This is a genomic window from Pseudomonas sp. GW822-FHT04H02, from assembly GCF_058800645.1.
This window is the reverse complement of sequence record NZ_JBXAMM010000006.1, coordinates 60,876-80,894: the sequence shown is the minus strand read 5'-3', so window position 1 is coordinate 80,894 and position 20,019 is coordinate 60,876. Positions and strand designations below refer to the sequence as shown.

Genomic DNA, 20,019 nt, shown 5'->3' with positions numbered 1-20,019 from the left:
GGATTGGTCTGCTTGTTAGTGGTTTGACGAAGGAGTGTTGACTCATGCAAGACAAACCTGCGACGGGCTCATTGCCGTCACCCGCCGCGTATATCAATGCGCAGAGCGCGATCACCGGCCTGCGCGGCCGGGATCTGTTCTCCACCTTGCGCAGCCTGGCGGCCCACAGCCTGCGCAATCCGTTGCACAGTGCCCGGCATACCCTGGCCCTGGGCGGCCAGCTGGGGCGTGTGCTGCTGGGGGAAACCCTGCACAAGACCAACCCCAAGGACAACCGCTTCGCCGACCCGGCCTGGAGCCTCAACCCCTTCTACCGGCGCGGCCTGCAGGCCTACCTGAGCTGGCAGAAGCAGGTGCGCCACTGGATCGACGACAGCGGCATGAGCGAAGACGACCGGGCCCGGGCACACTTTGCCTTTTCCCTGCTCAATGATGCCGTTGCGCCTTCCAATACCCTGCTCAACCCCCTGGCCCTCAAGGAGATCTTCAACACCGGGGGCAACAGCGTGGTGCGGGGCATCGGCAACCTGCTGGATGACCTGCTGCACAACAACGGGTTGCCCAGCCAGGTGACCAAGCACGCCTTCGAAGTGGGCAAGAACCTGGCGGTCACCCCGGGCTCAGTGGTGTTTCGCAATGAATTGCTGGAGCTGATCCAGTACAGCCCCATGAGCGAAAAACAGTACGCCAAGCCGCTGCTGATCGTGCCGCCGCAAATCAACAAGTACTACATTTTCGACCTGAGCCCGACCAACAGCTTCGTCCAGTACGCGCTGAAAAACGGCCTGCAGGTGTTCATGGTCAGCTGGCGCAATCCGGATGTGCGGCACCGCGAGTGGGGCCTGTCGACCTACGTCGAGGCGGCCGAAGAAGCGCTGAACGTCACCCGGGCGATTACCGGCAGTCGCGAAGTCAACCTGGTGGGAGCCTGTGCCGGAGGGCTGACCATCGCCGCCCTGCAAGGCCATCTGCAGGCCAAGCGCCAGCTGCGCCGGGTATCCAGCGCGACCTACATGGTGAGCCTGCTGGACAGCCAGATGGACAGCCCGGCAACGCTGTTCGCCGACGAGAAGACCCTCGAAGCGGCCAAGCGTCGCTCCTATCAGCAAGGGGTACTGGACGGTCGCGACATGGCCAAGGTGTTCGCCTGGATGCGCCCCAACGACCTGATCTGGAACTACTGGGTCAACAACTACCTGCTGGGCAAGGAGCCGCCGGTCTTCGACATTCTCTACTGGAACAACGACAGCACCCGGTTGCCGGCCGCGCTGCACGGCGATCTGCTGGACTTCTTCAAGCACAACCCCCTGAGCCATGTCGGCGGGCTGGAAGTCTGCGGCACGCCGATCGATTTGCAGAAGGTCACGGTGGACAGCTTCAGCGTGGCCGGGATCAACGACCACATCACGCCCTGGGACGCGGTCTACCGCTCGACCCTGCTGCTGGGCGGCGAACGGCGCTTCGTGCTGTCCAACAGCGGCCACGTGCAGAGCATCCTCAACCCGCCGAGCAATCCCAAGGCCAACTATGTGGAGAACCGCAAGCTCAGCAGCGACCCGCGGGCCTGGTACTACGATGCCGAGCATGTGGACGGCAGCTGGTGGAGCCAGTGGCTGACCTGGGTCCAGGAGCGTTCGGGGGCGCAGCGGGAAACCCTCACCACCCTGGGCAACCAGAACTATCCGCCGATGGAGGCTGCGCCCGGCACCTACGTGCGCGTGCGCTGAAGACACTTTGCACCACGGTTCCACGCCGGAGCCGTGCCCCTTCAATGGACCGACAAGAAGTCAGGATGAAGACCCGCGACCGGATACTCGAATGTGCCCTGCAACTGTTCAATCAAAAGGGCGAGCCCAATGTCTCCACCATGGAGGTGGCCAATGAAATGGGGATCAGCCCCGGCAACCTCTACTACCACTTCCATGGCAAGGAGCCGCTGGTGCTCGGCCTGTTCGAGCGCTTTCAGAACGAACTGACGCCATTGCTGGACCCACCGTCCGACGTCCAGCTGGCGGCGGAAGACTACTGGCTGTTCCTGCACCTGATCGTCGAGCGCCTGGCCCACTACCGCTTTCTGTTTCAGGACCTGTCCAACCTGGCCGGGCGCCTGCCAAAACTGGCCAAGGGCATTCGCAACCTGCTCAATGCCTTGAAACGCACCCTGGCCTCGTTGCTGGCCCGGCTCAAGGCTCAGGGGCAACTGGTCAGCGGCACCCAGGCCCTGGGGCAGTTGGTGGAACAGATCACCATGACCCTGCTGTTCTCTCTGGATTACCAGCGGATTCTCGATCGCGAAGGCGAAGTCCGGCTGGTGGTCTACCAGATCATGATGCTGGTGGCGCCACACCTGCTGCCGCCGGCAAAGATGGCCACCGAACAGATGGCGCTGCGCTACCTGGATGAGCAGGGCTAGAACGCCTCAATAAAAAACGCCCGGCCTTCCCAGGCCGGGCGTTTTTTTGTTCCTGATGGGATCAGGACTGGCTGCTTGGCGTCGCTGGAGCTGGCGCGGCAGTCGGGGTTGCAGCCGGGCTCGGGGCTGCGGCGGAGTTCGCCGAGCTGGCCGGGGCCGGGGCTGCAGGCTTGGCCGCGACAGCGGGCTTGGCTGCTGGTTTGGCCGCTGGCTTGGCAGCCACAGGCTTCTTGGCCACAGGCTTTTTCGCCACTGCAGGCTTGGCGGCCGGTTTGGCCGCTGGCTTGGCCGCTGCGGTTTTCGCCGCGGGCTTGGCTGCTGGCTTGGCAGCGGGCTTGGCCGCTACAGGCTTGGCAGCCGGTTTGGCCGCTGGTTTGGCGGCTGCGGTTTTCGCGGCCGGCTTGGCTGCGGGTTTAGCGGCGGCCTTGGCGACAGGCTTAGCGGCAGGCTTGGCCAGAGGCTTGGCTGCGGGTTTTGCAGCAGGCTTGGCAGCTGCAGTTTTGGCTGCAACCGGCGCAACCTTGGCACCTGTGAGTTTTTCAATCTGCTTGGTCAGGGTATCGACCTTGTCGTGCAGCGCCTTGACTTCGTTGCGGCTAGGCACGCCCAGACGCGAGATGGCGCTGTTCAAGCGCTTGTCGAAAGCGCCTTCCAGTTCATCCCACTTACCCAGGGCGCGATCCTTGACGTCGCTGATACGCGACTTGGCCGAAGTTGCGGAATCTTTGGCCGCATCAACTTTCTTGCCGACTACGCTCTTAGTCAGTTTCTCGGCTTTCTCACCATCTTTGACCAATGTCTCGAAAAGCTTGCTGCCGTCAGAGTCGATTTTCGAGTACACGCCTAAACCAGCAAGCCAAATTTTACGGGAGTACTCTTCGACTTTCCCGATCCACGAGCTGCCTTCTTTTTCAGTATTCTTTTTACCAGCCATCCCGTTCTCCTTAATGTTTACGCGCGACACGTTCGAGCAACGCCGTCAGCTCATCGAGCTTAGCAGAGAGTGTCTCAACGTCATGTTTAGACGGAATGCCGATACGATTCAAGGCACTGGCGACGCGCGTGTCAAAAGCCTTCTCGACCTTGTCCAGCTGCACTTCGACTTTGCCTTTAAGAGTGCTGACATCCCCTTTAACGCCATCTATCTGACTGTTGGCTGCTTCAAGTTGTTCAGTGACAACTTTTTTGCCTTTCTTTTCAACGGATTGACCAGCCTTGATCAACTCCTGGAAGTACTCGCTGCCTTCCTGACCGACTTTGGCGTAGGCCCCCAGGCCTGCCAGCCAGATCTTGCGGGCATAGGATTTGACTTCACTCAGAGCAGTCGATTGGGCATCAACTTTTTTCTTCAGAATTACTTTGGCCATGGTGCACCTCACGCGCAGAAGGTTTGAGGAACTGCCCTCGGAAAGAGGACCTGAGGCACAACCTAGAGAGAAAAATTAGAATCGGCACCCTAACGACTGTCATGAATTCATGTAGGAGCCGGTTCAGACCAGAGCCTTGTCCAGAGCCTTTTCGATTTCCGACTTGATGGTGCCGCTCATGGCCGACATCAACATCCCCAGTTCCACGTCGATGCGGATCGACTCTTCACCCACATGCACCGCGCCTTTGACGCCCGAGCGCTTGAGGTTCAGGGTATCGCCTGCCCACTGTGGCTCCAGGCCATATTGATCGGCGAGTTTCTGCGCCAGTTTGTCGGCCTTTTCACGGGCTGCCTGCTTGCCCAGGCCATGGGCACGTTCAACACTAATACGGGCCATTGAAGGTCTCCTGCTGTTTCGGGACTTGCCTGAAGCATCTTGACCCTGCGTGCGTCAAAACGTCCCGGCGGATCGCTATCTTACATTCAGCCTTGCCAAGACAAAGACCGCCACCGGCATTAGAATGTCCCGCATTCTCTTTTGGTGACAGCGATATGACTGATCAGCGCAAAGGCAGCGATGCCGAACCCACCACTCACTTCGGCTTCAAGAATGTTCCTGAAAGCCAGAAAGCGGAAAAAGTCGCTGAGGTGTTCCACTCGGTAGCGGCCAAGTACGACTTGATGAACGACGTGCTGTCCGGTGGCATGCACCGCCTGTGGAAACGCTTCACGATCGAGCTGTCCGGCGTGCGCGCCGGCAATCGCGTACTGGACATCGCCGGCGGCACGGGTGACTTGACCAGGCGTTTCTCCCACCTGGTGGGCCCGACCGGCCAAGTGGTACTGGCCGACATCAACGAATCCATGCTCAAGGTCGGTCGTGACCGCCTGCTGGACCTGGGTGTGGCCGGCAACGTCGAGTTCGTCCAGGCCGATGCGGAAAAACTGCCGTTCCCGGACAACCATTTCGACTGCGTGACCATTGCCTTCGGCCTGCGCAACGTGACCCACAAGGAAGACGCCCTGCGCTCCATGCTGCGGGTGCTCAAGCCCGGTGGTCGCCTGCTGGTGCTGGAGTTCTCCAAGCCCACCAACGCGCTGATGTCCAAGGTCTACGACGCCTACTCGTTCGCCTTCATGCCCCTGGCCGGCAAGCTGATCACCAACGACTCGGAAAGCTACCGCTACCTGGCCGAATCGATCCGCATGCACCCCAACCAGGAAACCCTGAAGTCGATGATGGTCGAGGCCGGTTTCGACCGCGTGACCTATCACAACATGACCGCAGGCATCGTCGCCCTGCACCGCGGCATCAAGCCCTGATGTTGCTCAGCGGCCTGCTCGCCAGCGTCGAGACCGGCATCAATCGGGTGCTGCGTCTGGACAGTACGGCGCTGCCGCGCCTGCAGCACCTCAATGGCAAGGTGATCGCCGTGGAATGCCGCAACCCGGCGCTGCAGCTGTTCATCCTGCCCAGCGATGAAGGCCTGATGCTCGCCAGCCAGTGGGCCACGGACCCGGACTGCACCCTGCGCGCACCGGCCTCGAGCCTGCTGCGCCTGGCCCTGAGCAAGGACAAGACCGCGGTCCTGCACGGCCCCGAAGTGGAGCTGGAAGGCGATAGCGGCGTGCTGCTGGACCTGGCAGCAACCCTTCAGGACCTGGAGCTGGACTGGGAATACGAACTCTCGCGCTGGCTGGGCCCCGTGGCCACCCAGCTGTTCAGTGGCCATGTGCGCAGCCGCGCCCGCTGGTATCAGCAAGGATTTGCCAGCCTCAACCAGAACCTCGCCGAATTCCTCGCCGAAGAATCGCGGACCCTGGTGGGTCAACGCGAAGCCGAAGCGCGCTTTCGTGAGCTGGATCAGGCCAAACTCGACCTGGAACGTCTCGAGGCGCGCTTGGAGCGCCTTTCCCGATCCCTTGACCCAAGCGATAACGCATGAAGCTGCTTGCCGTCCGCCGTCTGTTGCGCATCCAGCGCGTCGTGATCCGCTACCGCCTCGATGACCTGCTGTTCGACCTGCCCCTGCCCTGGTTCCTCCTGGCCCTGCGCTTCGCCCTGCCCTGGCGCTGGTTCCCGCGCAAGCCGCTGGACCTGAGCCGCGGTGCACGCCTGCGCCTGGCGTTGCAGGACCTGGGGCCGATCTTCATCAAGTTCGGGCAGATCCTCTCGACCCGCCGCGACCTGCTGCCGGAAGACATCGCCGACGAGCTGATGCTGCTGCAGGACCGGGTGCCGCCGTTCGACTCGCAAAAGTCCGTGGCCCTGATCGAAGCGCAGTTGGGCAAGAAGATCAGCGACGTGTTCAGCCGCTTCGACATCGAGCCCCTGGCGTCGGCGTCGGTGGCCCAGGTGCACGCCGCCAAGCTCAAGACCGGCGAAGAAGTGGTGGTCAAGGTGATCCGCCCCGGGCTCAAGCCGATCATCGCCCAGGACCTGGCGTGGCTGTTCATCCTCGCCCGTGCCGCGGAAAAGCTCTCTGCCGACGCGCGCCTGCTGCACCCGGTGGACGTGGTCAGCGACTACGAGAAAACCATCTACGACGAGCTCGACCTGCTGCGCGAGGCGGCCAACGCCAGCCAGCTCAAGCGCAACTTCGAAGGCTCGCCGCTGCTCTATGTACCCCAGGTCTACTGGGACTGGTGCCGGCCCAAAGTGCTGGTGATGGAGCGCATCTACGGCATTCAGGTCACTGACCTGGCCACCCTGGCCGACCAGCGTACCGACATGAAGATGCTCGCCGAGCGTGGCGTGGAGATCTTCTTCACCCAGGTGTTCCGCGACAGCTTCTTCCACGCCGACATGCACCCGGGCAACATCTTCGTCAGCACCGTGCAGCCCTGGAGCCCGCAGTACATCGCCATCGACTGCGGCATCGTCGGCAGCCTGACCCCGGAAGACCAGGACTACCTGGCCCGCAACCTGTTTGCCTTCTTCAAGCGCGACTACCGCCGCGTGGCCCAGTTGCACATTGATTCCGGCTGGGTCCCGGCGGAAACCAAGCTCAACGAATTCGAGGCGGCGATCCGCACCGTGTGCGAGCCGATCTTCGAAAAACCGCTGAAGGACATTTCCTTCGGCCAGGTGCTGATGCGCCTGTTCCAGACCGCTCGGCGCTTCAACATGGAAGTGCAGCCGCAGCTGGTACTGCTGCAGAAGACCCTGCTCAACATCGAGGGCCTGGGCCGCCAGCTGTACCCGGACCTGGACCTGTGGAACACCGCGCAACCCTTCCTCGAACGCTGGATGCGCGAACGGGTCAGCCCCAAGACCGTGCTCGGCAATATCCACAGCCAGATCGAACAGTTGCCGCACCTGGCCAACATGACCCGCGACCTGCTGGAGCGCATGTCCCAGCCACACGCTGCCGACCCTCCGGCGCCCTGGCACAAGCGCAAGGACGACTGGTTCCTGCGCCTGCTGGGCACTGCCCACCTGGGCGGTGGCGCGGTCCTGGCCGCCGGCGGTCCATTGCATGAGCTGGGGCACTGGCCTGCTGGCATCATGATTGCGGTCGGTTTGTATCTGATCGTTCGCCGATAGCCAGTGGCGCGACCTGCTGGCAAACTGTCGAAATCGCCGAGGCGTCACCAGCGGGTAGAGCCCGGTTGTCGGAGTCGAAAATGAAAGATTGGCTGGACCAGATCAAATGGGATGCGGACGGCCTGGTGCCGGCCATCGCCCAGGATCACAAGACCGGGCGCGTACTGATGATGGCCTGGATGAACCGCGAGGCCCTGAGCCTGACCGCTGCCGAGAATCGCGCCATCTACTGGTCACGTTCCCGTGGCAAGCTGTGGCGCAAGGGCGAAGAATCCGGGCACGTGCAAAAGCTTCATGAAATGCGCCTGGACTGCGACGCCGATGTGATCATCCTGATGGTTGAGCAGATCGGCGACATCGCCTGCCATACCGGCCGCCACAGCTGTTTCTACCGCGTCTATGAAGATGGCGAGTGGAAAACCGTCGAACCGGTCCTCAAGGACCCGCACGCGATCTATTCTGCAGGACACTGACATGAGCGATACCCTCACCCGTCTGGCCCAGGTGCTGGAAGAGCGTAAAGACGCCGCAGCCGACAGCTCCTACGTCGCCAGCCTGTACCACAAGGGCCTGAACAAGATTCTGGAAAAAGTCGGCGAAGAATCGGTGGAAACCATCATCGCCGCCAAGGACGCCGCCATCAGCGGCGACTGCAGCGATGTGATCTACGAAACCGCAGACCTGTGGTTCCACACCCTGGTCATGCTGGCGCAGCTGGGGCAGCATCCCCAGGCCGTGCTCGATGAGCTGGACCGCCGCTTCGGTTTGTCCGGACACGCCGAGAAAGCCTCGCGTCCGTCCGCCTGAACAACTTTCTAAGAGGAAACGCAGCATGGGCATTTTTGACTGGAAACACTGGATCGTCATCCTGGTGGTCGTGGTACTGGTATTCGGCACCAAGAAGCTCAAGAACCTGGGCACCGACGTCGGCGAATCGATCAAGGGCTTTCGCAAGGCCATGAATGACGACGAAAAGCCTGCCGAACCCGTGGTCCCGCCAGCAGCGCAGCCTGTGCCACCGGTTCAGCCGCAGCAGAGCGCGCCGTTGAACCAGCCGCACACCATCGATGTGCAGGCGCAGAAAGTCGAAGAGCCGACCCGCAAAGACTCGTGAGCACTGACTAATGTTTGGTATCAGCTTCTCTGAACTGCTGCTGGTGGGCCTGGTGGCCCTGCTGGTGCTCGGCCCCGAGCGCCTGCCCGGCGCTGCGCGCACCGCCGGCCTGTGGGTCGGGCGCCTCAAGCGCAGCTTCAACGCGATAAAACAGGAAGTTGAACGTGAAATCGGTGCCGACGAAATCCGCCGGCAACTGCACAACGAGCACATTCTGTCCCTGGAGCAGGAAGCGCGGAAAATCCTCGCCCCGACCCAGCAGCAACCGACTCCGGTAGAGCCTGTGGCCGAGCAGACGATTCACGCGCCAGGCGCCGCTACGGTCGCCGAAGCGCCGCCAGCCAGCGAAGTGCCCGCGCCTCTGCCATCGACACCGGCACCGGCACCGACCGCAGAGCCCGCAGCCCCAGTGGCAACACCCGCCACCACGGCCCCCCACGACTCCACCTTGCCGCCGCGAGCACCATGAGCGATATCCCAGAGAACGACCAACACATGCCGCTGGTGTCGCACCTCACCGAGCTGCGCACCCGCCTGCTGCGCTGCGTAGCGGCGATCTTCATCATCTTCGCCGGGCTGTTCGCCTTCACCCAGCAGATCTACACCATCGTCTCCACGCCGCTGCGCCAGTACCTGCCGGTCGGCGCGACGATGATCGCCACCGACGTCGCCTCGCCGTTCCTGACGCCGCTGAAGCTGACCATGATGGTCTCGCTGTTCCTGGCGATCCCGGTGATCCTGCACCAGATCTGGGGCTTTATCGCCCCCGGCCTGTACAAGCATGAAAAGCGCATTGCCGTGCCCTTGCTGGTGTCGAGCATCCTGCTGTTCTACATCGGCATGGCGTTCGCCTACTTCCTGGTGTTCCCGCTGATCTTCAAGTTCTTCGCCGCCGCCACCCCGGCCGGCGTGGAGATGATGACCGATATCACCAGCTACCTCGATTTCGTCATGACCCTGTTCTTCGCCTTCGGCGTGGCCTTCGAGATCCCGGTGGCCGTGGTCCTGCTGGTGTGGATAGGCGTGGTCAACGTGGCGTACCTGCGCAAGATCCGCCCTTACGTGATCATCGGCTGCTTCGTGGTGGGCATGATCCTCACCCCGCCGGACATTTTCTCCCAGACCCTGCTGGCCGTGCCCATGTGGCTGCTGTTCGAGATCGGCGTGCTGTTCGGCGGGCTGATCAGCAAACGTGGCGAGCACCCGGACGATGAACCGGCCGACGACCACAACGACCAGCCGCCAGCGACCCAAGCGTGAACCTGCTGCTTCTGGAAGAGGCCGATTTCATTGCGGCCGACCGGGTAGTGCTGCGCGACCGACGCCTGACCCACATGCAGGACGTGCATCGGGTGGCGGTCGGCGACAGCCTGCGGGTCGGGCGCATTGGCGGCTTGATGGGCAGTGCCCAGGTCCTGCGCCTGGAGCCTGCTGAAGCCGAACTGCAAGTGACCCTCGATCAGCCGCCACCGGCCAAGCTGCCGTTGACCCTGGTGCTGGCCCTGCCGCGCCCGAAAATGCTTCGCCGGGTGTTCCAGACCATAGCGACCATGGGCGTGCCGCGGCTGGTGCTGGTGAACAGCTACCGGGTAGAAAAGAGCTTCTGGCAGACCCCGTTCCTGGAACCCGAAACGATTCGCGAACACCTGGTGCTCGGCCTGGAACAGGCCCGTGACACCGTGCTGCCCGACGTCCTGATCGAAAAACGCTTCAAGCCCTTCGTCGAAGACCGCCTGCCGGCCCTCAGCGCTGGCACCCGGGGGCTGGTGGGCCACCCTGGCCCATATCCGCCCTGCCCTCGCGGGCTGGACCAGGCCGTCACCCTGGCCATTGGCCCGGAAGGCGGCTGGATTCCCTACGAGATCGATCTTCTGGGCAAAGCCGGCCTGCAACCGGTGCAACTGGGCGAACGCATCCTGCGGGTCGAAACCGCGGTCACCGCCCTGCTTTCGCGCCTGTTCTGAGCCCCCATGTGCGTGCTGGCCAAGTGGCCAGCCGGACCTCACGGTCGTAATGGCAACTAGCCAGTCAAGCTACAGAATCCCCCACTCCCGCCGATAGCCTATGGTTAAGCGCACATTGCTAAAAGGGAGTTCGCAGAATGTACCGTTGGCTAGCCAGAAACCTGGGAAACGTAAGCGTCAGCCTCAAGCTGGGTATCGGCTTCGGCCTGGTACTGCTCCTGACCCTGCTGATCACCGCCACCGGCTGGACCGGCCTGGGCCGGGTGATCGACCGGGGCGACAAACTGGGCAATATTTCCGTTATCTACGCCCTGACCAAGGACCTGCGCATCGCCCGCCTCAACTACGAGATGAGCCGCGGTGAACACGGCCCGGCAGCGGTCAACGACTTCCTCAAGCAACTCGACGACGGCCTGCAGGACGCTCGCGCGCAACTGCAGCAACCGGAAAGCATCACCATGGTCGACCAGCAACTGGACGCCGTGGCCGAATACCAGAAAGCCTTTGCCGACATGACTCGCGCCACCGCCAACCGCGAGGCTGCGAGGTCCCAGCTTGGCGCCACCGCGGACAATGCCGTGGCCCGGGTCGCGGAGGTTGAAAACTCACTGCTGCAAGGCGACAGCGTGACGCAGTTCAATAGCGTGATCGACCTGTCCAAGCTGATCCAGCAGGCACGCTTCCAGGTACGCGGCTACACCTACAGCGCCAAGCCCGAGGCCAAGCAGCCGGCGCTGGACGCCATCGACAACGCCCTGAACAACCTCACCAGCCTGCCTTCGCGCCTGCCCGAGCAGCACGTTGCCAACCTGCAACAGGCCAGCGACTCGCTGAAGGCCTACCGGATGGCCGTCAGCGCCTACAGCGACGCCGAAGAAGCCAGCGCGGCTGCGCTCAAGCGCATGGCCGCCCAGGGCGACCGGCTGATGGGCCTGAGCAAGCAGCTGACCGTGGCCCAGACCACCAAGCGTGACAGCGACGCCGCGCAGGCCAAGAGCACCCTGCTGATCGCCACCTTGCTGGCCATGCTGTTCGGCCTGATCGCCGCCTGGGCCATCACCCGGCAGATCACCCAGCCGCTGCAGCAGACCCTCAAGGCCGCCGAGCGCGTGGCTTCCGGGGACCTGAGCCAGAACCTCGCCGTAGAGCGCCGCGACGAACTGGGCCAACTGCAGAAAGCCATGCAGCGCATGACGGTGAGCCTGCGGGAACTGATCGGCGGCATCAGCGACGGAGTGACCCAAATCGCCAGCGCCGCCGAGCAACTGTCCGCGGTGACCGAACAGACCAGCGCCGGGGTCAACAGCCAGAAAGTCGAGACCGATCAGGTAGCCACGGCAATGAACGAAATGGCCGCCACCGTGCAGGAAGTCGCGCGCAATGCCGAAGAAGCCTCAGAGGCCGCTGTGGCCGCCGATCAGCAGGCCCGTGAGGGTGATCGCGTGGTGAACGAAGCCATTGCCCAGATCGAGCGCCTGGCCAGCGAGGTGGGCCACTCCACCGAAGCCATGGGCCACCTCAAGCAAGAGAGCGACAAGATCGGCAGCGTGCTGGACGTCATCAAGTCGGTGGCCCAGCAGACCAACCTGCTAGCCCTCAACGCCGCCATCGAAGCGGCCCGTGCCGGTGAAGCCGGGCGTGGTTTCGCCGTGGTTGCGGACGAAGTGCGCAGCCTGGCCCAGCGCACCCAGCAATCCACCGAAGAGATCGCCGAGTTGATCGTCGGCCTGCAAAGCGGCACCCAGCAAGTGGCCAGCACCCTGGATACCAGCCGCAGCCTGACCGACAGCAGTGTCGAGCTGACACGCCGGGCTGGTGGTTCCCTGGAAAACATCACCCGTACCGTGTCGGCGATCCAGGCGATGAACCAGCAGATCGCCGCGGCAGCAGAGCAGCAGAGCGCGGTGGCGGAAGAGATCAACCGCAGCGTGTTGAATGTGCGGGATGTGTCTGAACAGACGTCATCGGCCAGCGAGGAAACCGCCGCGTCCAGCGCCGAGCTGGCGCGGCTGGGGATTCACCTGCAAAGCCTGGTGGGGCGTTTCCGGGTCTGAGCCGCTTCGCCGGCAAGCCGGCTCCTACCGGGAAATGCAGGAGCCGGCCTTACAGCACCTGGCGCAGGAAAGCCTGGGCCCGCGGGTCTTGCGGCGCGTCGAAGAACACCTGCGGCGCCGCGTCTTCCAGCAGTTTGCCGTGATCGAAGAACAGCACCCGATCCGCCACTTCCCGGGCAAAGCCCATTTCGTGGGTCACGCAGACCATGGTCATGCCTTCCAGGGCCAGGGTCTTCATCACATCCAGCACCTCGCCGACCATTTCCGGGTCCAGGGCCGAGGTCGGCTCGTCGAACAGCATCACCTTGGGTTCCATGGCCAGGGCCCGGGCGATGGCCACACGCTGCTGCTGGCCACCGGAAAGCCGCGAAGGAAACTCGTGGGCCTTCTGGGCGATCCCGACCTTTTCCAGCAACGCCAGGGCCTTGGCCTCGCGCTCCTGCTTGCCGCGCTTGCGTACCACCTTCTGCGCCAGGCAGAGGTTTTCCAGCACGGTCATGTGCGGGAACAGGTTGAAGTGCTGGAACACCATGCCGACTTCCCGGCGGTAGGCGTTCACATCGGTCCTCGGGTCGGCCAGTTGCAGGCCGTCGATGCTCACCGAGCCGGAATCGAACTCTTCAAGGCCATTGAGGCAACGCAGGAAGGTCGACTTGCCGGAGCCGGACGGGCCGATCACCACCAGCACCTCGCCCTTGGCCACCTGGGTGGTGACGTTATCCACCGCGCGCACCACCTGGCCGCGGGTGTCGAAGACTTTTACCAGATCGCGGACTTCAATCACTTTGCGCGAGCCTCCGTTCAAGCCGGCTGGCCATCTTCGACAGCGGCAGGTTGATCAACAAATACAGGCCCGCCACGCAGAACAGGATCTCGAATGGCGAGAACGACGTGGTGATGACTTCCCGGCCGCTCTTGAGCAGTTCGGTAATGGCGATCACCGACACCAGGGAGGTGTCCTTGACCAGGCTGATGAACTGCCCGGCCAGCGGCGGCAGCACCCGCTTGAAGGCCTGGGGCAGCACCACATGGCGCATCGACTGGCCCGCGCTGAGCCCCAGGGAGCGAGCGGCTTCGTTCTGCCCGCGGGCGATGGACTGCACCCCGGCGCGAACGATTTCCGCCACATAGGCCCCGGTAAACAGCGACAGCGCGGCGATCCCGGCGAACTCCCGGGACAGATTGAGCACCGTGCCAATAAAGAAATAGAAGATGAAGATCTGCACCAGCAGCGGCGTGCCCCGCACCAGTTCGACATAGATCGTCGACAGGTCGCGCAGGGTCGGGTTGCTGGACAACCGGCACAGGCCGGTACCCAGGCCGATCAGCAGCCCCAGCACGCCGGACACCACCGACAGCCACAAGGTGGTCCACAGGCCCCACAACAGCGGGCCCGCGGCCCAGTGCCGGGTCACGCCGATGACATCGCCTTCGGCCACGTCATCGCCGCTAGCCACCTGCAAGCTGCTTTCATCGACGCTCAGATGCTGCTCGGCACCCGAGTCACCGCGCAGCGTGACTTGTGCCTTGCCGCCCTGGCGCACCACCTCGGCGACGGTGGAGATTTCCGCCGCCCGCTGGGACTCTTCGGCCTGATAGGCGAAGTACTGGGGGACACGGTTCCAGCGCCACTCGTAGGACATCAACGAGGTGGCGTAGTACAGCGCGCCAGCCAGACCGATCAGCACCAGCACGGTCAGCACGTGCCAGGGCCATTGGGCTTTCTTGTGTTTGTTCACTTTGCAGGTTCCAGCGATTTGCAGCGGGGAGGTTCGGCAGAGCCCGGGTGGGCATCGTCGCGAGCAGGCTCGCTCCTACAAAAACGCTATGCGCCCTGTAGGAGCGAGCTTGCTCGCGATCAACCAGAAGTCAGTTGCCTGACACCTATTCCATGTCCTTGAGCCACTCGGTGCTCTTGAACCACTTGTCATGGATGCGATCGTAGGTGCCGTCTTCGTGGATCTGGTGCAGGAAGTTGTTGATGAAGTTGATGCTGTCGTAATCGCCCTTCTTCAAACCGAAGGCCAGGGGCTCGTAGGTGAACGGCTTGTCGAGGAATACCAGCTTGCCATTGCCCACTTTGTTGACGGCCACCACGTTGTACGGAGCGTCGTAGATGAAGGCGTCGGCCTTGCCGTTGACCACGTCCAGCACCGCTTCCTGCTCGTTGTCGTAGCCGTGGTACTTGGCCTTGGCGATCAGCTTCTTGGCGACCATCTCACCGGTGGTGCCCAGCTTGGAGGTGATGCGGTAGTCGGCGCTGTTCAGGTCCTTGTAGGACTTGATGGTGCCTTCCAGGTCCTTGCGGATCAGCAGGGTCTGGCCGACCACGATGAAGGGTTCGCTGAAGTTCAGGCGCAGGTTGCGTTCCTGGGTCAGGGTCATGCCGCTGCCGATCATGTCGAACTTGTCGGTCAGCAGGGCCGGGATGATGCCGTCGTAGCCAGTGGAAACCATCTCCAGCTTGACCCCCATGGACTTGGCCATGGCCTTGAGCAGGTCGACTTCGAAACCGATGATTTCGCCACGCTTGTTGGTCATTTCGAACGGCATGTAGGTCGGGTCCATGCCGACTTTCAGCGTGCCACGCTTGACCGCGTCGTCGATAGCGCCGGCCTGGGCCGTGTTGACCGCCAGCAGGGCTGCGGCACCCGCCAGCAGCAGCGAAAGATACTTCTTCATCTCAAGTCCCCTGAAGCCATTTTATTGTGGTGTCTGCGCACGGCGGTCATCTGCTTGAGTGCTTCGAATGGCAGGCCGTTGTCGATTGCGCGCAGAAATTTGCGGGTGCGATGCTAACGCACTCGGCCATTTGCACAAGGATTTTTGTTGTTTCAGGGGGAGCGACCGGTGGCCGCTGCCACAGCCTCCGGCAAGGCGTAGGCGGCCATTGGCGCCATAAAGCAAAACGCCCTTGAGCAAGAGCTCAAGGGCGTTGGCTTCAGGCCGGTTGCGGCGCCGCGTTCAGCGGCTGCAACGGCAGCAGCGGTGCATGGGGATCGGCATCCACCGACTGGCGCCAGGCGCTCAGCCATTCGCTGTGCCCCTCGCTCCAGACCTGCTCGTGCAGGCGTCCCAGGGCTACCGGGTCGCTCAACAGCGCCAGCCGCTCGCTGTTGTTCAGGGCCGCCGGGCCGACTTTCAGGGCATGCCGTACACGCTCCTGACGCAGCCACTCGATGGGCTCGGCCTGGGTGTGGCGCGAGGTCGCCAGGGCACAGGCCAGGGCGTTCTGCTGCGGATCCACCACGGCCCGGACAAAGCCGTCGTTGAGCGCATGCCAGCGGTTTTCGTGGGTGTACTGGTCGGTTGCCAGCAGCGCCTGTGGCGGAGCGTATTCCTCGGGGATCAGGAACAGGCTTTCGTCACGGGACTTCAGGCCCAGGCCCACGCGGCTGGAGATCACCGACACCGGAATCGACAGCATCAACGAACCGACGATCGGTACCAGCCACCAGAGGAAGCTCGGGTTCAACCAGATCACCAGCAGCGCCCAGCAGAAGCCCAGCAGGGTCTGCGGACCGTGGCGCTTGACCGCTTCGCTCCACGGCGTGGAGTCGTCGTCACGCTGTGGCGAGTTCCAGGTCGCGGCCCAGCCCAGGAATGCGGCCAGTACGAAACGGGTGTGGAAAATCATCCGCACCGGCGCCAGCAGCATGGAGAACAGCATCTCCAGGAGCATCGACAGGGTCACCTTGAACTTGCCACCGAACTCTTTCGCACCCTTGGCCCAGATCAGGATGATGCTCAAGAGCTTGGGCAGGAACAGCAGCACGATGGTGGTGGAGAACAGCGCGATGGCCTTGTCCGGATGCCACTGCGGCCACAGCGGATACAGCTGCCGCGGCTCGAGGAAGTACTGCGGCTCCATCAGGGTGTTGACCGCCAGCAGGGCCGTGGACAGCACCAGGAAGAAGAACCACAGCGGCGCCGACAGGTAGGACATCACCCCGGTGAGGAACACCGCGCGGTGCACCGGGTGCATGCCCTTGACCAGGAACAGGCGGAAGTTCATCAGGTTGCCGTGGCACCAGCGCCGGTCACGCTTGAGTTCGTCCAGCAGGTTCGGCGGCAGCTCTTCGTAGCTGCCCGGCAGGTCGTAGGCAATCCACACGCCCCAGCCGGCACGGCGCATCAGCGCGGCTTCGACGAAGTCGTGGGAGAGGATCGCACCGGCGAAGGCACCCTTGCCCGGCAACGGCGCCAGGGCACAGTGCTCGATGAACGGCTGCATGCGGATGATCGCGTTGTGCCCCCAGTAGTGGGATTCCCCCAACTGCCAGAAGTGCAGGCCGGCGGTGAACAGCGGGCCGTAGACCCGGGTGGCGAACTGCTGCATGCGCGCATACAGGGTGTCCATGCCCGAGGCCCGTGGCGCGGTCTGGATGATCCCCGCGTCCGGCGTGGCTTCCATCAGGCGTACCAGGCTGGTCAGGCATTCGCCGCTCATCACGCTGTCAGCGTCGAGCACGACCATGTACTTGTAGTCACCGCCCCAGCGACGGCAGAAGTCGTCGAGGTTGCCGCTCTTGCGTTTCACTCGGCGGCGACGGCGGCGATAGAAGATCTTGCCGAAGCCCTTGGCTTCGCGGCAGACATCCAGCCAGGCCTGCTGCTCGGCCACGCAGATATCGCTGTCGTTGCTGTCGCTGAGGACGAAGAAGTCGAAACGGTCCAGGTCACCGGTGGCCGCCACCGACTCGAAGGTTGCGCGCAGGCCGGCAAACACCCGGGGCACGTCTTCGTTGCAGATCGGCATCACCAGTGCGGTGCGCGCATCCTTGGGAATCGGCTCGTTGCCAGCGCTGGCCCCGGAGATGCGGTACTTGTCGTGGCCGGTCAGCAGTTCCAGGAAGCCCATCAGGGCGGTCCAGAAACCTGCCGAGACCCAGCAGAACAGGATCCCGAACAGAATCAGGATGCTGGTCTGCAGGGCATAGGGCAGCACTTGCTGGGCGGTCTGCATCAGCGGCTGGTGCATGACCTCTTCCAGGTCGACGAAGGACCAGCCCTGGTACGGCATGATGCCTTTCATGTACCAGCCGGCGACGATGGTCTGGCCGAGCATCAGCACCAGCAGGATGTAGCGGCGGATAGAACCGACGGTACGCCAGCGAGCGGCCGGCAGTACCCGTTCGTCCTTCTTCGGCGCTGGCGGGTTGGTACGCCCGGTCAGGCGCCGCCAGCCGCGCACCAGGATATTGGTGCGCCACGGCTCCGGGACCACCTTGGTGCGGCGGATCGGTGGCGTGGCCTTGAGGCAGACCCGGCCCTCGGCGTCCACCGCGAGCATTTCCGCTTCTTCCAGCTCAGCGGCGGTGCTCAGGGTCAGGCGCTGGCCCACCGAGGCCTGGGCGGCATCGGTGGGGCCATCGAAGGTGCTGGACGACAGGCGTTGGTGCAATTCGCTGAAGGACTGGCAGCCCGCGAGTTCCGCGCGCTGCTGGTCCGACATCGGCAAATGCGCCAGGTACTCGGCAAGAGACTCTGGCTGTAGTTGAGAGTTACTCATCGGCAGGCAACTGATAGCTCCAGGTCTCGGTCAGGACTTGCTCCGTTTTAACCGGTTCCGGTGTGGCTGGGGCCGCGTCCGCAGCAGCAGGCTGCTTGGCGTCTTTGTGGTCCTTGTCCTTGGCGTTCTTGGCGTCTTTAGCCTCTTTGCCCGGCTGGGCTTGCGCCTGCTTGGCGGCTGCCGCTGCGGCTTCCTTCTCTTTCTTCTCCTGCTGCTTGGCGGCGATCTTGTCGGCCTTGGCGATGGAGGAGTTGGAGTTCGGCGTCGAGGCCTTGGCCGGCTCGGGCTGCGCAATGTCGCGGACCAGAGCGGCACGCATCTCGGTGGACTTGCTCGCGTCCTTGATCTTCATCCGCAGGGTCAGGCGCCAGCCCTTGGTTTCCGGGTTGTAGCGAACGCTGTTTTCCACCAGCTCGGCGTTGTCACCCACGCTGACCTGGCTGCGAACGTCGGCGTTTTCCGGCAATGCCGCCAGGGACGGGCCTTCGAAGTCCACCAGGTAGGCCACGCTGCCGTCGGGCTGACGGATCAGGTTGGACTGCTTGACGTCACCGGTGGAGCGCAGGGTCTGCTGTACCCAGGCGCTGTCAGGGGAATGCAGGGCGGCTTCGTCGATGGTCCAGTGCAGGCGATAGGCGAAATCCAGCGGCTGGCCTGGCTCAGGCTGCTTTTCCGGGTTCCAGAACGCCACGATGTTGTCGTTGGTTTCGTCCGCGGTCGGGATCTCTACCAGGTCGACGGTGCCCTTGCCCCAGTCGCCCTTGGGCTCGATCCAGGCGCTTGGGCGCTTGTCGTAGCGGTCGTCGAGGTCTTCATAGTGGCTGAAGTCGCGGCCACGCTGGAGCAGGCCGAAACCACGCGGGTTCTCCACCGAGAAGTTGCTCACGGCCAGATGTTTCGGGTTGTTCAGCGGGCGCCAGATCCACTCGCCATTGCCGGCGTGGATCGACAGGCCGCTGGAGTCGTGCAGTTCGCGACGGTAGTTGAGGACCTTCGACGGCTGGTTGGCGCCGAACAGGTACATGCTGGTCAGCGGGGCCAGGCCCAGCTTGCCGACCTTGTCACGCAGGAACACCCGGGCCTTGACGTCGACAATGGTGTCGGCGCCCGGCCGCAGGGTCAGGCGATAGGCGCCGGTGGCCCGTGGCGAATCCAGCAGGGCGTAGATCACCAGGTGCTTATCGGTAGCCTTGGGCTGCTGGATCCAGAACTCGCTGAAACGCGGGAATTCCTCGCCGGATGGCAGGGCGGTGTCGATTGCCAGGCCCCGGGCGGACAGGCCATAGGTATGGCCCTTGCCAACGACGCGGAAATAGCTCGCGCCGAGCATGGTCATGATCTCGTCTTGCTTGTCAGCCTTGTTGATCGGGTACAGAACGCGGAAACCGGCGTAGCCGAGCTTCTCGGTGGCCTTGGGATCGAACTTCACGTCGCCGAAATCGAAACGGTTCGGGTCGTACTTGATCTCGGTAACGGTGTTGGCGCTGATCTCGTTGATCTTCACCGGTGTGTCGAAGTGCATGCCCTGGTGGTAGAACGACAGCTTGAACGGGGTCTTCTGGTCGGCCCATTCGGCTTTTTCGGTGAGGAAGCGGATTTTTTGGTAATCCGCGAACTTCATCTCACGGAACTCGTTCGGCAGGTTACTGCGCGGGGCCTCGTACTTCTGCCCGGCCAGGTCCTTGGCCTTGACCGATACATCATCCAGATTGAATGCCATGAGTTGACCGGCGCCGAGCAGGCAGACCAGCGCAGAGCCCGTCACCAGTGCGTTTCGTAACCGTTTGGCAAACAAGTTTGGTGCATTACAGGGACTAACAATCACGAGCAACCCTCGCCGAAAACAGATCAAAAAACCAACGGCCAGCTATCTATATGCCAGGTTGGCGAGCATTGTTCCGACTCCGATGGGGCTAAATGATTCCCCAAACGGCCGTGGACAAGTCTCTACTTAAGTCAAAATGGACCAACGAACGCTGATCCCCGTAGCGCGCGATTATCTAGTAGCCCGCGTTACAACGCATCAGGGGTAACAAAGTATTTATC

General features: G+C 62.9%; 20 protein-coding genes and 1 pseudogene. 13 read left to right on the top strand and 8 right to left on the bottom strand.

All coding sequences use genetic code 11. From position 1 onward, the window contains the following. Window positions 1-44: 44 nt before the first annotated feature. Window positions 45-1,727 carry a class II poly(R)-hydroxyalkanoic acid synthase gene (gene phaC / locus AC1RMG_RS25060; RefSeq protein WP_011058807.1) on the top strand — a complete coding sequence of 561 codons (1,683 nt, stop codon included), beginning with the start codon at window positions 45-47 and terminating at the stop codon, window positions 1,725-1,727. Window positions 1,728-1,792: 65 nt separating this feature from the next. Beyond that, window positions 1,793-2,413 (top strand): TetR/AcrR family transcriptional regulator, encoded by a 621-nt coding sequence (locus AC1RMG_RS25055; protein WP_011058806.1) that lies wholly within the window; start codon window positions 1,793-1,795, stop codon window positions 2,411-2,413. Between the two features lie 61 nt (window positions 2,414-2,474). On the opposite strand, the gene AC1RMG_RS25050 is transcribed toward AC1RMG_RS25055, so the two are convergent. The 3 genes from AC1RMG_RS25050 to AC1RMG_RS25040 all read right to left on the bottom strand — a co-directional run bounded on the left by AC1RMG_RS25050 (window position 2,475) and on the right by AC1RMG_RS25040 (window position 4,179). After that, window positions 2,475-3,347, bottom strand: a complete 873-nt coding sequence (locus AC1RMG_RS25050) for a phasin family protein (RefSeq protein WP_011058805.1) — start codon at window positions 3,345-3,347, stop codon at window positions 2,475-2,477. A 10-nt stretch (window positions 3,348-3,357) separates the two neighbouring features. Next, on the bottom strand, window positions 3,358-3,780 hold the full coding sequence (locus tag AC1RMG_RS25045) for a phasin family protein (RefSeq protein ID WP_011058804.1): 423 nt from the start codon (window positions 3,778-3,780) through the stop codon (window positions 3,358-3,360). Window positions 3,781-3,903: 123 nt separating this feature from the next. Then, the gene (locus AC1RMG_RS25040) at window positions 3,904-4,179 is read right to left on the bottom strand and encodes a polyhydroxyalkanoic acid system family protein (RefSeq protein WP_011058803.1); all 276 of its coding nucleotides are present in this window, start codon (window positions 4,177-4,179) and stop codon (window positions 3,904-3,906) included. A gap of 155 nt (window positions 4,180-4,334) precedes the next feature. Between AC1RMG_RS25040 and ubiE the strand changes: the two genes are divergently transcribed. The 11 genes and pseudogenes from ubiE to AC1RMG_RS24985 all read left to right on the top strand — a co-directional run bounded on the left by ubiE (window position 4,335) and on the right by AC1RMG_RS24985 (window position 12,461). Next, window positions 4,335-5,105 (top strand): bifunctional demethylmenaquinone methyltransferase/2-methoxy-6-polyprenyl-1,4-benzoquinol methylase UbiE, encoded by a 771-nt coding sequence (gene ubiE / locus AC1RMG_RS25035; protein ID WP_053148653.1) that lies wholly within the window; start codon window positions 4,335-4,337, stop codon window positions 5,103-5,105. Further along, a complete protein-coding gene (locus tag AC1RMG_RS25030) occupies window positions 5,105-5,728 on the top strand; it encodes a ubiquinone biosynthesis accessory factor UbiJ (protein ID WP_011058801.1) in 624 nt (207 codons plus the stop codon). The genes ubiE and AC1RMG_RS25030 overlap by 1 nt, the downstream gene beginning before the upstream one ends. Further along, on the top strand, window positions 5,725-7,329 hold the full coding sequence (gene ubiB, locus AC1RMG_RS25025; protein ID WP_041115324.1) for a ubiquinone biosynthesis regulatory protein kinase UbiB: 1,605 nt from the start codon (window positions 5,725-5,727) through the stop codon (window positions 7,327-7,329). Before AC1RMG_RS25030 ends, ubiB begins: the two co-directional genes overlap by 4 nt. Window positions 7,330-7,409: 80 nt before the next feature. Continuing rightward, window positions 7,410-7,802 (top strand): phosphoribosyl-AMP cyclohydrolase, encoded by a 393-nt coding sequence (hisI, locus tag AC1RMG_RS25020; RefSeq protein WP_011058799.1) that lies wholly within the window; start codon window positions 7,410-7,412, stop codon window positions 7,800-7,802. A 1-nt stretch (window position 7,803) separates the two neighbouring features. After that, window positions 7,804-8,136, top strand: a complete 333-nt coding sequence (locus tag AC1RMG_RS25015; RefSeq protein WP_011058798.1) for a phosphoribosyl-ATP diphosphatase — start codon at window positions 7,804-7,806, stop codon at window positions 8,134-8,136. A gap of 25 nt (window positions 8,137-8,161) precedes the next feature. Further along, entirely contained in the window at window positions 8,162-8,443 is a 282-nt protein-coding gene (locus tag AC1RMG_RS25010) for a twin-arginine translocase TatA/TatE family subunit (protein ID WP_011058797.1), read from the top strand. A 10-nt stretch (window positions 8,444-8,453) separates the two neighbouring features. Further along, on the top strand, window positions 8,454-8,912 hold the full coding sequence (tatB, locus tag AC1RMG_RS25005; RefSeq protein WP_011058796.1) for a Sec-independent protein translocase protein TatB: 459 nt from the start codon (window positions 8,454-8,456) through the stop codon (window positions 8,910-8,912). Beyond that, window positions 8,909-9,703: a twin-arginine translocase subunit TatC gene (gene tatC / locus AC1RMG_RS25000; RefSeq protein WP_011058795.1), complete on the top strand. Its 795-nt coding sequence runs from the start codon at window positions 8,909-8,911 to the stop codon at window positions 9,701-9,703. The genes tatB and tatC overlap by 4 nt, the downstream gene beginning before the upstream one ends. Further along, on the top strand, window positions 9,700-10,407 hold the full coding sequence (locus tag AC1RMG_RS24995) for a 16S rRNA (uracil(1498)-N(3))-methyltransferase (protein ID WP_125063321.1): 708 nt from the start codon (window positions 9,700-9,702) through the stop codon (window positions 10,405-10,407). The genes tatC and AC1RMG_RS24995 overlap by 4 nt, the downstream gene beginning before the upstream one ends. A 137-nt stretch (window positions 10,408-10,544) precedes the next feature. Then, window positions 10,545-11,606: pseudogene (locus AC1RMG_RS24990) on the top strand (methyl-accepting chemotaxis protein); the annotation flags it as partial. Continuing rightward, on the top strand, window positions 11,589-12,461 hold the full coding sequence (locus tag AC1RMG_RS24985) for a methyl-accepting chemotaxis protein (protein ID WP_370059461.1): 873 nt from the start codon (window positions 11,589-11,591) through the stop codon (window positions 12,459-12,461). The pseudogene AC1RMG_RS24990 and the gene AC1RMG_RS24985, both read left to right, overlap by 18 nt. A gap of 49 nt (window positions 12,462-12,510) precedes the next feature. On the opposite strand, the gene AC1RMG_RS24980 is transcribed toward AC1RMG_RS24985, so the two are convergent. From AC1RMG_RS24980 to AC1RMG_RS24960, 5 genes are all read right to left on the bottom strand, one after another. Further along, window positions 12,511-13,245 carry an amino acid ABC transporter ATP-binding protein gene (locus AC1RMG_RS24980; RefSeq protein WP_011058792.1) on the bottom strand — a complete coding sequence of 245 codons (735 nt, stop codon included), beginning with the start codon at window positions 13,243-13,245 and terminating at the stop codon, window positions 12,511-12,513. Beyond that, window positions 13,238-14,200, bottom strand: coding sequence for an amino acid ABC transporter permease (locus tag AC1RMG_RS24975; protein WP_011058791.1), 963 nt, complete (start codon window positions 14,198-14,200; stop codon window positions 13,238-13,240). Before AC1RMG_RS24975 ends, AC1RMG_RS24980 begins: the two co-directional genes overlap by 8 nt. Before the next feature lie 145 nt (window positions 14,201-14,345). Next, the gene (locus AC1RMG_RS24970; protein ID WP_019095754.1) at window positions 14,346-15,143 is read right to left on the bottom strand and encodes a transporter substrate-binding domain-containing protein; all 798 of its coding nucleotides are present in this window, start codon (window positions 15,141-15,143) and stop codon (window positions 14,346-14,348) included. Window positions 15,144-15,402: 259 nt separating this feature from the next. Next, window positions 15,403-17,973: a glucans biosynthesis glucosyltransferase MdoH gene (mdoH, locus tag AC1RMG_RS24965; RefSeq protein WP_011058789.1), complete on the bottom strand. Its 2,571-nt coding sequence runs from the start codon at window positions 17,971-17,973 to the stop codon at window positions 15,403-15,405. Continuing rightward, on the bottom strand, window positions 17,966-19,798 hold the full coding sequence (locus AC1RMG_RS24960; protein ID WP_011058788.1) for a glucan biosynthesis protein G: 1,833 nt from the start codon (window positions 19,796-19,798) through the stop codon (window positions 17,966-17,968). The genes mdoH and AC1RMG_RS24960 overlap by 8 nt, the downstream gene beginning before the upstream one ends. Between the last annotated feature and the right edge of the window lie 221 nt (window positions 19,799-20,019).